General features: G+C 62.0%; 9 protein-coding genes. 8 read left to right on the top strand and 1 reads right to left on the bottom strand.

What is annotated here, in order from left to right; genetic code table 11:
* Positions 1 to 167: 167 nt before the first annotated feature.
* Both PRtIB026_RS13565 and PRtIB026_RS13560 read left to right on the top strand, forming a co-directional pair.
* Positions 168 to 1,541, top strand: a complete 1,374-nt coding sequence (locus tag PRtIB026_RS13565) for an MFS transporter (protein WP_203647167.1) — start codon at positions 168 to 170, stop codon at positions 1,539 to 1,541.
* Positions 1,542 to 1,634: 93 nt separating this feature from the next.
* Positions 1,635 to 3,542, top strand: a complete 1,908-nt coding sequence (locus tag PRtIB026_RS13560; RefSeq protein ID WP_203647169.1) for a hypothetical protein — start codon at positions 1,635 to 1,637, stop codon at positions 3,540 to 3,542.
* 60 nt (positions 3,543 to 3,602) lie between these two features.
* Here PRtIB026_RS13560 and PRtIB026_RS13555 read toward each other — a convergent pair whose 3' ends face one another.
* Complete coding sequence (locus PRtIB026_RS13555; protein WP_203647171.1) at positions 3,603 to 4,514, bottom strand: LysR substrate-binding domain-containing protein; 912 nt, start codon at positions 4,512 to 4,514, stop codon at positions 3,603 to 3,605.
* 94 nt (positions 4,515 to 4,608) lie between these two features.
* Between PRtIB026_RS13555 and PRtIB026_RS13550 the strand changes: the two genes are divergently transcribed.
* From PRtIB026_RS13550 to PRtIB026_RS13525, 6 genes are all read left to right on the top strand, one after another.
* Positions 4,609 to 5,700 (top strand): tartrate dehydrogenase, encoded by a 1,092-nt coding sequence (locus PRtIB026_RS13550; protein WP_234562408.1) that lies wholly within the window; start codon positions 4,609 to 4,611, stop codon positions 5,698 to 5,700.
* 264 nt (positions 5,701 to 5,964) lie between these two features.
* Positions 5,965 to 7,563 (top strand): BCCT family transporter, encoded by a 1,599-nt coding sequence (locus PRtIB026_RS13545; RefSeq protein WP_198744704.1) that lies wholly within the window; start codon positions 5,965 to 5,967, stop codon positions 7,561 to 7,563.
* Positions 7,564 to 7,772: 209 nt separating this feature from the next.
* Positions 7,773 to 8,894 (top strand): aromatic ring-hydroxylating oxygenase subunit alpha, encoded by a 1,122-nt coding sequence (locus PRtIB026_RS13540; protein ID WP_050706148.1) that lies wholly within the window; start codon positions 7,773 to 7,775, stop codon positions 8,892 to 8,894.
* Between the two features lie 57 nt (positions 8,895 to 8,951).
* The gene (locus PRtIB026_RS13535) at positions 8,952 to 9,926 is read left to right on the top strand and encodes a PDR/VanB family oxidoreductase (protein ID WP_267812162.1); all 975 of its coding nucleotides are present in this window, start codon (positions 8,952 to 8,954) and stop codon (positions 9,924 to 9,926) included.
* 375 nt (positions 9,927 to 10,301) lie between these two features.
* On the top strand, positions 10,302 to 13,460 hold the full coding sequence (locus PRtIB026_RS13530; RefSeq protein WP_203647175.1) for a T6SS effector BTH_I2691 family protein: 3,159 nt from the start codon (positions 10,302 to 10,304) through the stop codon (positions 13,458 to 13,460).
* A 2-nt stretch (positions 13,461 to 13,462) separates the two neighbouring features.
* Positions 13,463 to 14,260 carry a DUF6708 domain-containing protein gene (locus PRtIB026_RS13525; protein ID WP_244670911.1) on the top strand — a complete coding sequence of 266 codons (798 nt, stop codon included), beginning with the start codon at positions 13,463 to 13,465 and terminating at the stop codon, positions 14,258 to 14,260.
* The last annotated feature ends 59 nt before the right edge of the window (positions 14,261 to 14,319 follow it).

Raw genomic sequence — 14,319 nt, 5'->3', positions numbered from 1 at the left:
AACGCCCAACGTCACCACATAATAAGTTCAAGAAAACGGGTACCGACCTATGCATACCTTGCTCGCCCTGCGATCCGCGCCGCCGCGTTCGTCTTCTCCCTACAGCCCCGTTGCCGTGCCCCGCGCGCGCTGACCATCCGGCCCCTGACAAGAACAACGGAGACAACATGGCCCGCTCAAGCTCCCAAGCCAAGAAAGCCACCGCCAGCGGATGGATCGGCTCTGCCCTCGAGTACTACGACTTCTTCATCTATGCCCAGGCCGCAGCGCTGATCTTCCCGCAGATCTTCTTCCCCTCCGCCGACCCGAAAATGGCCATCATCGCCTCGCTGGCCACCTACGGCGTGGGCTATCTGGCGCGCCCGATCGGCGCCTGCGTGCTCGGCCACTGGGGCGACACTCGCGGGCGCAAGAACGTGCTGCTGCTGTGCATGTTCCTGATGGGCCTGTCGACCATGGCCGTGGGCCTGCTGCCCACCTACCACGACATCGGCCTGCTGGCCCCGGCGCTGCTGGTGGTGCTGCGCCTGGTCCAGGGCTTCGCCGTGGCCGGCGAAATCTCCGGAGCCAGCTCGATGATCATGGAGCACGCGCCGTTCGGCCGCCGCGGCTACTACGCCAGCTACACCCTGCAAGGCGTGCAGGCCGGCCAGGTGATGGCGGCGGCGGTGTTCCTGCCGCTGGCCTACTTCATGCCCAGCGAGGCCTTCAACGAGTGGGGCTGGCGCATCCCGTTCCTGATGAGCGCGGTAGTGCTGATCGCCGGTTTCATCATCCGCAAGGAAGTGCACGAGACCCCGGCTTTCGTCCAGGAGGAGAAACAGGACAAGGTCGCCAAGTCGCCGATCAGCGAAGCCTTCCGCCACAGCTGGAAGCACATGGTGCTGGTGATGTTCATGGCGCTGATGAACGTGATTCCGGTGGTCGCCACCATCTTCGGCGCGGCCTACGCGGTGCAGCCGGCCTACGGCATCGGCTTCGACAAGAGCGTGTACCTGTGGATCCCGGTGGTGGGCAACATCGTCGCGGTGCTGGTGATCCCCTTCGTCGGCAACCTGTCCGACCGGATCGGCCGTCGCCCGACCATGATCGCCGGCTGCCTGGGCTCGGGCCTGCTGGCCTTCGCCTACCTGTACGCGATCAGCATCCAGAACGTGCCGCTGGCCTTTACCGCTTCGATCCTGATGTGGGGCATGGTCTACCAGGGCTACAACGCTGTGTTCCCAAGCTTCTACCCCGAGCTGTTCCACACCCGCTACCGCGTCTCGGCCATGGCCATCGCGCAGAACATCGGCACCATGATCACCGCCATGCTGCCGGCGCTGTTCGCCGCCGTGGCGCCACCGGGTTCGGAGCATATCTGGCTGGTGGTCGGCGGGCTGGCGTTCCTGGTCACCTGCGTGTGCGCGTTCGCCGCGTACCTGGCGCCGGAGACCCATCGACTGGCCATGGAAGACCTTGGCAACCCACAGGCGCGGCCGATGGATCGCGAGGTCTATGAATCCGGCCGCAAGGCCACCGCGAAAGTGATGAGCCACTGAGGGCCCGGCCAGTCACCTGACATTATTGCCAGGTGACTGGTATTTCACAAACTGCTCTGCTGTGGGCGAGGGTTAAACCACAGGAGCAATCCGATGAAAGTGCGCAATTGGAAAACAGCGTGGGCGGGGGTATTACTGGCGATGGTCACAGTAATTTCCGCGCAGGCGGCCACGCCACTGTTTACTGTAGAAACCGGGCAGGATACCGCCCAGTTGAAGAAGACCGCGACAGGTTACCTGGCCAGGTTGTTGGCTGAACCTGCCAACGTCGAGATCAAGCTGGTCAAGGTGGATGCGAAGTTGGTCGATCCACAGACTCAGGCTATCGCCGTCTCGACACCTGATGGCAAAACCGTAGAGTTCCACTTGCGCCCCTCCAAGCCCCTGGCCAGCGGATTTGACAGTTGGGTAGGTTACAAGGCCTCCGTGTGGAAGAAAAAACCCGCAAGCCAAGCGAAGAACGAAATCGATTACGATCCGCGCTACTATCTTTCCCTTGTACGCCAACAGGACAAGGTCGTCGGTAGACTGATCGTCGATGGGCAGCTCTATCGTCTTGACTACATAAACCCTGGCCAGCAGGCACTCATTAAGGTTGATGAGTCGAAACTACCGCCGGAATCCAAACCGTTGCCGACCCCAGGGGCCAGCGAAAAAATCCCACCCTCCGATAAGACCAAACGCCCTGACTACTACTTCGTTCGTGTGCTGCTGGTATCGACCAAGCCTGTGCGCGAGAGCAAGCCAAACTACAAAGAGGAACTGATTGGTGCGTTACAGGATGCCAACCAGTACTTTGCAAACAGCAAGATGAACGTCATCTATGAACTTGCCGCTATCTACGACTCCAACTACGAAGGCGACGGTAGTGACTTGGACGAGCTGAAAAGCAAGGACACCGAGCTGGGCAAGATGGTCTGGAAAAACCGCGGCGCGCTGGGCGCAGACCTGGTCTCGCTGTATGGCACCTTCACCGAGTTCTGTGGGGTCGCGTACAGCTGGTCGACCAAGGAGACCGCGTACAGCGCCATCAGTTGCCCTTCGTCACTGGCCCATGTACTTGGCCAGAACTATGGCGGCACCGTTGGTTGGGACCCTGCGCCTTCCAATCCACTCAACCATGGCTACAAACACGAGACCGCCCCTGAGTTCCATACCCAGATGGTCACCGCCCACGGCGCCCTGCCCAACTTCTCCAACCCCAGGGTGGAATATCAGGGCAAGCCCATGGGTGACGCGCTGCATGACATGGCGCAGTTCATTGAGGACAAGAGGGCCGAGTATGTGAGCAGTTTCTACGGCCCGTTCAATGCACTCAGTCTGTCGCTATATGAACAAACGGGCTCCCAGGGAAAGGAATGCTACCTTCAGATTCGTTCCGGGCAACCAGTGAATATTTCCAGCGCGTGCAATGAGCAACCTGTGCGGTCCTTCCGGCTGACCAATATCGGCATCGCACAGCGCCTTTGCCTCTATGACGGACCAGGAGAACGTCATGTGTGCTACACGAGAACTGCCGAAGGTGCAGGTGATGTCGAGGTCAAGAATATTGACGACTCAAAAGATGTGCCCGCTGGCTACACGCGTAGCCAGAAAGGCGAAGCACTGGATGGCGCCGTTGTAGATGCCCTGCATGGAGGTAATGCTGTCCTGCTGTTTGCTGAGAAAAACTTCAAAAGCCCGATGTGTGGCTTTAGCACTTCCTTTGCCGAATACCTGATCACTGAAGAAGTAGGCTGCCCTCACGACGCGGGCGGCAAGGCACGTTCAGCGCTAATCTTCTCGCATTCAGCAGGCAGCCCCCCCACTAGCTATTGGACGTTCTATAACGAAGACCGTAGCCGGACATTGAATTTCAAAGGTCAGCTATACGGTAAATTCGGGATAGCTGACTTCGATTCCCCCAACGGTATTCCAAACACTATCGAGAGGACTCAGACAGGCGGTGCCATGAACGGTAATGTTCACCGCTTCAGGTTCAATATTTCTCCACCCAATTAAACGGAGTTCGAACCCGCCAAGTCATTGAAGGCGGTGGGGTCGCTACACGGCTCCCTGCCTTCAATCAGGCAACCGATACCGCTCGGTAAAATACTGCCGAAAGAACTCCACCGCCACCCGCACCTTGGCCGAGCCGGCCAAGGGCGCGGTGTACACCGCCCAGATGTCCGCCGCCTGCTGGTAGTCCGGCAGCACCTGCACCAGCCGCCCCTCGGCGATGCTGTCGTGCACGTCCCACCACGAGCGCAGCAGGATGCCACGCCCGTCCAGGCACCACTGGTGCGCCACCTCGCCATGGTTGCTCGACAGCCCGCCGGTCACCCGCACGCTCTCCTCACCCTGCGGCCCTTCCAGGTGCCATAGCCCGAACGGGTGGTCACGCTCCTTGATCACCAGGCAGTCATGGCTGGCCAGGTCCGCCAGCACCCGCGGCGTGCCATGCTCGGCCAGGTACGCAGGCGCCGCGCACAACACCCGACGGTTGCGCGCCAGGGGCTTGGCGATCAGGTGCGGGGCGATCACGTTACCCACGCGGATATCCAGGTCGACCCCTTCGGCGATCAAGTCCACCAGGCGGTCGTGCACATCCAGGCGGATGTCCAGGCGCGGATAGCGCGCCGCCAGTTCCGACAGCGCCGGCGCCACGAAGCGTCGGCCCAGGCCAAGGCTGCTGGCGATACGCAACTGCCCGACCGGCTCGCGCTGGCCGGCGTTGAGGTCGTCGCCCATGCGTTGCAGGGTCTCGAAGATCTGCTGCGCCCACTGGTACACCCGCTCGCCCTCCTCGCTCACCGTCACCCGCCGGGTGGTGCGGTGCAGCAGGCGCACGCCGAGGCTGTCCTCCAACAGGCGGATGCGCTTGCTGACGAACGCCGCCGACATGCCGCGCTCGTCGGCCACCGCGGCAAAGCTGGCGCGACGGGCCACCTGCAGGAAGATATCGAGGTCATCCAGGTTCGGCAGATTATTCACGATTCGTGCACCAAGAATTGATAGATTGCCGGATTATCTCCGAAGCACAGCCTTATAGCATGGCCGCATCTTCCCTGAACACGAGAGGCGCCCCATGACCAAGACCTTCAAGATCGCCGCCATCCCCGGTGACGGCATCGGCAACGAAGTCCTCCCCGAAGGCCTGCGCGTGGTCGAGGCCGCCGCCCGCAAGCACGGCCTGAACCTTGAGTTCGAGTTCTTCGAGTGGGCCAGCTGCGACTACTACCTGGCCCACGGCAAGATGATGCCCGACGACTGGTTCGACCAGCTCAAGGGCTTCGACGCCCTGTACTTCGGCGCCGTCGGCTGGCCGGACAAGGTCCCGGACCATATCTCGCTGTGGGGTTCGCTGCTGAAATTCCGCCGCGATTTCGACCAGTACGTGAACATCCGCCCGGTACGCCTGTTCCCCGGCGTGCCCTGCCCGCTGGCGAACAAGCAGCCCGGCGACATCGACTTCGTGGTGATCCGCGAGAACACCGAAGGTGAATATTCGTCCCTGGGCGGGCGCATGTTCGAAGGCACCGACAACGAGTTCGTGCTGCAGGAGTCGGTGTTCACCCGCCGTGGCGTGGACCGCATCCTCAAGTACGCCTTCGACGTGGCCCAGACCCGCGAGCGCAAGCACGTCACCTCGGCGACCAAGTCCAACGGCATGGCCGTGAGCATGCCCTACTGGGACGAGCGCACCGCCGCCATGGCCGCCCACTACCCCGAGATCAGCTGGGACAAGCAGCACATCGACATTCTCTGCGCCCGTTTCGTGCTGCAGCCGGAGCGCTTCGACGTGGTGGTGGCCTCCAACCTGTTCGGCGACATCCTCTCGGACCTCGGCCCGGCCTGCGCCGGCACCATCGGCATCGCGCCGTCGGCCAACCTCAACCCCGAGCGCAAGTTCCCGTCGCTGTTCGAGCCGGTGCACGGTTCGGCGCCGGACATCCATGGCCAGAACATTGCCAACCCGATCGCGATGATCTGGTCCGGCGCGCTGATGCTCGAGTTCCTCGGCCAGGCCGACAATGACGCCCGCTACCAGGCGGCCCATGACGACATCCTCAAGGCCATCGAGACAGTGATCGCCAACGGCGACACCACCCGCGACATGGGCGGCAGCCGCTCGACCCAGGAAGTGGGCAAGGCCATTGCCGAGCTGCTCGGGGCCTGAGTCGGCGGCGCTTGCTTCGCGGGTAAACCCGCTCCCACAGGATGGATGCAAACCCTGTGGGAGCGGGTTTACCCGCGAAAAGGGTGAAACCAACCATCCGGATTGTCCGACGATCCTATTGCCACCCACTTCGATTCAATGCAGAATCTGTAAACCAAAAGATACTTGTTATCCATCGGTTAACAGAAAGGAAAACCCAGCCTCGATACGGACTTCCCCAACGCCTGACGCCTACTACAAAAAAAATGCTCCAGGAGACAATTGATGTCCCCCAATAACAAAAAGATCGACGTGTTCCTGATCGCCGTGAGCCTGTTGGCCGTGCTGCTCACCGTGATCGGCCTTGCTGCCTTCCCCGCCCAGGCCGAAAGCCTGGCCAACCAGCTGTTCGAGGTGGCCACCCGCACCTTCGGCACCAGCGTCCAGGTCCTGGTGTTCGGCAGTTCCCTGGCCGTGCTGTACCTGGCCTTCAGCAAGTACGGCAACATCCGCCTGGGCGCCGGCAAGCCGGAGTACTCCACCACCACCTGGGTGTTCATGTTCATCTGCGCCGGCATGGGCTCCTCGACCCTGTACTGGGGCGTGATGGAGTGGGCCTACTACTACCAGACCCCGGGCCTGAACATCGCGCCAATGTCGGCCAAGGCCCTGGAGTACAGCGTTAGCTACTCGTTCTTCCACTGGGGCATCAGCGCCTGGTCGATCTACGCCCTGGCCTCGCTGGCCATGGCCTATCACTTCCATGTGCGCAAGAAGAGCGGCCTGAACCTGGCCTCGATCATCGAGGCGGTCACCGGTTTCAAGGCCACCGGCCCCGTCGGGCGCGCCGTCGACCTGATCTTCCTGCTGACCATGATGGGCGCGCTGACCGTGTCGCTGGCGCTCACCGCCTCGACCCTGACCCGTGGCCTTGCCGACCTGGCCGGCACCCCCAACACCTTCACCGTGCAACTGCTGGTGATCGGCGCGGTGGCGCTGCTGTTCTCGCTGAGTTCGTACATCGGCATCGACGGCGGCCTGCAGCGCCTGTCGAAGATGGTCTGCATCGGCGCCCTGGTGTTCGCCGCCATCGTCCTGCTGGTCGGCCCGACCCAGTTCACCCTGAACAACACCGCCAATTCCATCGGCCTGATGCTGCAACATTACGTGCAGATGAGCCTGTTCACCGACCCGGCCGGCGATGGCGCCTTCACCCGCAACTGGACGGTGTTCTACTGGCTGTGGTGGGTGTCCTACGCGCCGGGCGTGGCCATGTTCGTCGCCCGCGTCTCGCGTGGCCGGCTGATCAAGGAAGTGGTGTTCGCCCTGCTGCTGGGCGGCAGCTTCGGTTGCTGGTTCTTCTTCGGCGCGCTGGAAAGCTACAGCATGCACCAGTTCATCAACGGCCAGATCGACGTGCCCAAGCTGCTCGGCACCCTCGGTGGCGAAGCGGCGGTGACCGATCTCTTGCTGGCCCTGCCATGGGGCACGCTGTTCCTCGCCGCGTACCTGTTCATCATGGCGGTGTTCTGCGCCTCGCACATGGACGCCGCCGCCTACGCCGTGGCCGCCACCAGCACCCGCAACCTGCGCGAGGGCGAGGACCCGAGCCCGACCCTGCGCCTGTTCTGGTGCGTGGTACTGACCCTGGTGCCGCTGGCCATGCTGTTCGCCAAGGCCTCGCTGTCGACCATGAAGACCGCCGTGGTGCTCACCGCGATCCCGTTCATGGTGATCCTGCTGGTGAAGATCTACGGCTTCTTCAAGTGGCTGGCGGCCGACTACGGCCAGGTGCCGGCGTACCGCATCGAGGAAGAGGCCACCCGCCTGGCCGGCGAAGAGCCGCAGCAGCAGGCGCCGCGCAGCGCAGCGGCGGTGCACTGACCATGTAGGAGCGGCCTTGTGCCGCGAAAGGGGCGCGAAGCGGCCCCCAGGATCTGGGGTCTACCTCGGATTTGCAGGGGCTGCTGCGCAGCCCTTTCGCGGCACAAGGCCGCTCCTACAGGAAGCAGCGTCACGCAGCAGTACAAAAAAATTTACCCAACTTGTTAACCAACAGATACGCGTTAACCAATAAGAACCGAGATAGAGCCATGAACGATTTCAAACGCCTGCCCGCCGACTTCTGCGCCAACCCCGAAGAGGCCTTCACCCTCCCGGCAAAGTTCTACACCCAGGCCGCCGTCTTCGAGCACGAGAAGGAAGCGATCTTCGCCCGCAGCTGGATCTGCGTCGGCCACCGCAGCGAAGTCGCCGAAAAAAACGCCTACATCACCCGCCAGGTGATCGGTGAGAGCATCATCGTCGTGCGTGGCCGCGACGACGTGCTGCGCGCGTTCTACAACGTCTGCCCGCACCGCGGCCACCAGCTGCTCGAAGGCAGCGGCAAGGCCAAGAACGTCATCACCTGCCCGTACCACGCCTGGACCTTCAAGCTCGACGGCGAACTGGCCCACGCGCGCAACTGCGAGAACGTGGCCAACTTCGACAAGGACAACTCCACCCTGGTGCAGCTGCGCGTCGAAGAGTACGCCGGCTTCATCTTCATCAACATGGACAACGACGCCGGTTCCGTCGAAGACCAGCTGCCCGGCATGCAAAAACGCATGCGCGAGGCCTGCGCGGTGATCGACGACCTGCACCTGGCCGCACGCTTCGTCAGCGACACCCCGGCCAACTGGAAGTCGATCGTCGACAACTACCTCGAGTGCTACCACTGCGCCCCGGCCCACCCCGGCTTCTCCGACTCGGTGGACGTCGGCCAGTACAGCCATAGCCTGCACGGCAACTGGACCTTGCAGTACGGCCTGGCCAAGCCGTCGGAGCAGTCGTTCAAGTTCGATGAAACGGTCAAGGATCCGTCCTTCGCCGGCTTCTGGGCCTGGCCGTGCACCATGTTCAACGTACCGCCAGGGGCCAACTTCATGACCGTGATCTACGAGTTCCCGGTCGATGCCGAAACCACCCTGCAGCACTACGACATCTACTTCCTCAACAAGGACCTCAGCGAGGAGCAGCACAAGCTGATCGACTGGTACCGCGAGGTGTTCCGTCCCGAGGACCTGCGCCTGGTCGAGAGCGTGCAGAAGGGCCTGAAGTCCCGCGGCTACCGCGGCCAGGGCCGGATCATGGTCGATTCGCAGCGCAGCGGCGTGAGCGAGCACGGCATCGCCCACTTCCACAACCTGATCGCCGTCGCCCACCTGGACGACTGAACACGCTCCCCGCCCCGCGCCAGGGCCTGGCGCGGGGCTTCGTTGTCGAGGTACGCCATGGCCAAGCAATACGAAATGTTCAAGGTGCGCGTGACCGACGTGGAACAGGCCACGCCGCAGATCAAGCGCTTCACCCTGGCCCGCGCCGACGGCGCCGCCCTGCCCGCCTTCGGCGGCGGCAGCCACGTCATCGTGCAGATGCAGTCGGCCTGCGGCAGCCAGTTCAGCAATGCCTACTCGCTGATGAGCGACCCGCGCCAGTTGCACAGCTACCAGATCGGCGTGCGCCTGGAGGAGCAGTCCAAGGGCGGTTCGGCGTTCATGCACCAGCAGGTCGAGGTGGGCAGCGAGCTGACCATTTCCACCCCCAACAACCTGTTCGCCCTCGACCCAAGCGCCGGGCGCCATGTGCTGATTGCCGGCGGCATCGGCATCACCCCGTTCCTGGCGCAACTGCACGAGCTCGAAGGCGGCAGCATCCCCTACGAGCTGCACTACGCCTTCCGCGCCCCCGAGCACGGCGCCTTCCAGGGCGACCTGGCGCAAGGCCCGCATGCCGGCAACACCCGCTTCTACATCGACAGCCTGGAGCGCAAGCTCGACCTCGCCGCGCTGTGCGCGGGGCTGGCCGATGACGCCCATCTTTATGTGTGCGGGCCCAAGCCGCTGATCGACGCGGTGATCGCCAGCGCCGCCGCCGCCGGCATCGCCGAGTCCCGCGTGCATTGGGAACAGTTCGCCGCCGCCGCGCCGACCGCAGGCTCGGCGTTCACCGTGGTACTGGCGCGCTCCGGTACCGAACTGGCCGTCGAGGAAGGCATGACCATTCTCCAGGCCATCGAGAAATCCAAGGCCGCCAAGGTCGAGTGCCTGTGCCGCGAAGGCGTGTGCGGCACCTGCGAGACGGCGATCCTCGAAGGCGAGGCCGAGCATTTCGACCAGTACCTGAGCGACGAGGAGAAAGCCTCGCAGCAGACCATGATGCTGTGCGTCTCGCGGGCGCGCTCGGCGCGGTTGGTGCTGGATCTCTGAACCTTGGCGGCGGATCGCCTGCCCGCGCGGATTCGCCGGTGAGATGTAACTGAATAGTGCCAATAAGCGCTGAAAAGGAAAATCAGAGAAACGTCCTACGCGGATTTGGGAAGCCCTGCTGACCACCCACAATCCGTTCCTCGCTAGTGTTTCAAGTCTGCGTAACGTCGCCCGTGGCTGGCTGCAACAGCCAGCCATGGGCCTGCACGACGGTACGGCCATTGCCAGCGAGGACCTTATGCGAAATTCCCCCGGAACACTTCAGCAGGTAATCAACAGCCCCGACGCGGCCCTCGGCCATCAGCTCGACAAACCGGCCATCCCGCACGACTGGTCCAAAGTTGTCGCCGCGCTGCCCCAGTCTCGGAGCTATCCATGACCCTCAGCCTCAGTCAATCCATCCTGGACGCACAACGCCAAGCCATCCCCGTCCCCAAGCCCCGCTGTTCCGCCTGCCAGCGTATAGGCCTGCCCATCCTCCTATTACGTACCGCCTACGCCCCCAGCCCCAAGACCCTGAGCACGCGCAACCTGCCCAACTACAACGGTATCGCCGGCATCCCCATGCACAACGAACAGTTGCGCATCCTGCGCCAGGGCTATGTCTACGTGCTGCTCGATCAACGGGTCTGGCACGCCTACCAGGTCACCCCCGAAGGGGCCCTGCGCCAGTTCCCAGCCTTCCAGCCTCCCCCGCAAGCCGGCAAGCCCTTGTCCACGGCCTGCCGGCAAGAACATCACGATGTCATCGCGTCGTTCATCAACATCAACACCCTGCTGTACTCGACCGCCTGGATCGCCTTCGCCAACGATCCCTGGCCCAAGCCCGTGCTGGACCAGTACAAGCACGCCATCGCGAACAACGACCCCGAGCTCACCAGCCGCTTCCAGGCTCTCGACCTGAAAGCGGCCCGCGAAGCGCCCGGCAGCGTGGGCCGGGCCATGCACGCAGACCGCCTGCAACTCGACGAGGTCCTGGAATACGCCGTGCCAAGCACCGGCCCCTTCACCAGCGTCCATGGCTTCTACCCTCGCCTCGAGCGCCTGGCGGCCACACGCACGTACATCGCTGCCCTGATACAACGCGAAGAGCTCGCCGATGGCGTGCTCGCGCTGACGGTGCCAGACCCCGTCGGCATGGTCCAGGAGTGCAACGCGCAACGCCTCGCCTGGGTCCAGGCCCTGCAGGCCTGGCGCGCCGAGCCGCAACGGCACTTCGAGCATTTCACCTCCCTGGCCCTGCTCGGCATTCGCGAGCTGAACGCCACGCTGGCCGCCGGCGAGGCCGCCGCCGAAGTCGAGCGAGAAGCACGGGAGGTGGAGCGCTGGAACAGCAGCCCCCTGCTCGCCGCCAAGGCTCCCCTCCCCGCCGTGGATGTCGAGGCCCAGTTGCCGCGCCGGATCGAACGCAAGCAGCAGCAAGCACGGGAGCGCTTCGAGGAACGCTACGACGAAGGTGAGCGCAGCGCCTTCGCCAGCGCCTACGAGACCGAACTGCACAACCGCCAACAGCTGATCGACCAGCTCGCCACCTTGTATGCCGAGCTCTACGCCGCCCCGGCGTTTCAACGCATCGCCTACAACGACTACAGCGCCATCGACTGGCGCTCGACGGAGTACTTCGTACGCATGCTGGGCACCTGTCTGTACGGCGGCCCCAGCGAAACCCAGCCGCAGGACGGCGCCGCGCTCGGCGCGAGCCAACGGCTGTGGCAACAGGAACTGGAAGACCCCGACAGCCTGCTGTACCAGGCCCTGGTCGCCAAGCACCAGGGCCTGCTCCGGCAACTGCTGGAGGCCTTGACCAGCCAGGACCTGAGCAAGGTCTACGACACGGTCAAGGGCCTCACCACCAGCTACGAGGGCCAGCAGTTGATGGTCAAGCCGGTGCGCGACGCCATCGGCCAGTTGCTCGCCGCCACCGCCAATGCCGGCAACACCCTCCACCAACACCTGTCCGTCGGCGCCCAGCAGATGATCGGCTACGTGCACAGCGCGGCGCTGCTGCGTTTTGCCGGGCAGCACATGACGCAGCTCGTCGTGCCGCTCAGGGCGGGCGAATACCTGAAGCTGCTCAACGAAGGCCTGCAGGCGCGTACCGATGCGCTGCTGGGCCAGCTGGACCAGGCCTTTCGCAAACCCGCCGCGCACAAGGTCAACGCCATGCTGCTCAGCGGCGCCATCACCGCGGCAGTGTCCGGCAAGCACGGCAAGGTCGTGGAGCTGGTGCTCTGGACCATGGAGAGCGCCGAGGACCTGCAGGCCCGGTTGCAGCACCTGCAGGCCAGCGTGGGTACCGACGCTGGCGAGGCGTTGCGCAGCGTGCGCATAGGGGCCGACAGCCTGCAATACCAGGCCGCCCACAGCCTGCGCCTGCTCAGCCTGAGCGCGGAGCAGACCCGCGCCCTGGCCCGTGAAGCCATGGGCAATCTGCGCAGTGGCTTGTCTGGCCTGGGGCCGGGCCGCGCGGACCTGATGTTGAGCCTGGGTGGGTTGTGGTTCCAGCAGGACAGCCTGCGCAGGAATCATGACGCGCTGACTGCGACCCCCGGCAATGCGGAGGCCGAAGCGCTGGCGGCGGTGTGGTCGTCGTCCATCGGGGTTTTGGGCTTGAGTATTGAGGCGACAGGGAAAGCGATCGAGATATTGCGGCCTGCTCGGGTCGCCGTGACGGCGGGCTCGACATTGATGCAGGGGACGCAACTGGTGAAGTACGGTGGTGCCATTGCTGCTGTCGCTGGTATTGCAGAAGGAACAAATTATTTACTAGCGGCTCAACGAACAGGTGCACAAGGCGATCTAGCATCCAACCAAAAATATAATATTGCAGGCCTATCTGCGATTGGTTCAGCATTCGTAGGAGTAAGCACACTTTACTTTGGGACCGCATTCCTAGGCCCTGTAGGTATAGCACTATTACTTGCACTTTCGGCCTACACGCTTGCTACGATCGCAAAAAAAAACGAATCGTCTCCACTGGAAATCTGGGCTCGCCAGTCCAGATGGGGGCTACCAGCGTCACATCGTGAATGGCAGGTCGCAGAAGACAATGACAACGCTATAGGTGCTCTCAATGCAGCCCTAGTGGGCATCACTGCTCACGCCTCGATAGATATAACATTCAAAGAAACACACCCTCCGAAAACGATAGAGCCGTTCGTCACGCTGAAGGACAGCTTCTCGGTTCCACTCGAAACACGTCTGAACTACACAATCACCATTCCTAACTTTGCTCACGAACAGGCAAGATACGAATGGACACTGGTGGTTTATTCACCGGGTAGAAACACTGTGCCGACCGTGTACTCAGGAGACAGCGACAAGGAAAAAACCGAGTTATATGAGAACACTGGCAGCCCAGAGGATAGTTCTCGCCAAGGAAAGACTCTAAGAATAGAAGGGAGTACACCAACCGCAGATTTCAAAACTATCGACGCCTTTGAGTTAACAGTCAGCTATTGGCCCAACAAGGACGACACCACAAATTTCGCGAAATTGGTAAAAAAACAGGACAAACTGGACGTAAGGGGATAAAAATGAAAAGACCTATCCTGATTCCTCCGTGTCCAGGCTGGAAAGAGGACTTCAACCTCCCAAACGCCCCGACTAAAGTCGACCCTTCTCCCATACTGCTAAACTCAAACCATCAAGACGACATCTACGTAGAGATACCTCGCAACTCAGTCAACACTGGGGGACTATTAACCCTGTGCATTCCATTAAGCATTACAACAATCATTCTTGGCACAAGAATAATAGCAACCAGCATCCAGCACAATGACTACGAGTCACTATTAACCATATCAATACTAATATCCATTATAACTTGGCAGGTAGCAATATATTTTCGCCTAGTCCGCACCGCCCCGCGCGACGAGCCAATACGTTTCAACCGTTCCCGTCAAAAAATCTACGCTTACAACTTTACGTTCTGTTGGTGGAACCCCTTCATCCCATGGCCAATAAAAATCGTCAGCTACGACTGGAAGGATGTACGCGCCGAACGCTGGAGAAAGCAGGCTGTCACCCACCAAGGCTCGCACCTCGTGAAGACAGGGATCATGTTGTCCGTCGTCGAACCGGGCACCAACAAGGTCATCGACCGGTTCTCTTTGAGTAATACGTACGGGGAAGAGTCCATCTGGGCCTACATCTGCACTTACATGCAACATGGTCTCGATGCTGTTTCACCTGCCCCACACAATGAAGATCACAACCTTCTCCTCTGGTATCAGTTCGCCAAGCGTCTGGGAGCAGAGGTCAAGTGGCCAGAAGCGATAGACCGCGAATCGCGAACGGCTCCACAAACCGCTCCACTGGCTGAGTTGCCATGAAGCCTGTCGTCTTCGTCGATCATCGAGACTGGTGCCACGCGAGGGAGACACGAGGAGCC

Origin of the sequence: Pseudomonas sp. RtIB026, from assembly GCF_016861355.2 — a bacterium.
In the GTDB taxonomy this organism is placed as follows: Bacteria; Pseudomonadota; Gammaproteobacteria; order Pseudomonadales; family Pseudomonadaceae; genus Aquipseudomonas; species Aquipseudomonas peradeniyensis.
The sequence above is the reverse complement of the archived record's forward strand: the minus strand, read 5'-3'. Positions and strand labels throughout refer to the sequence as shown.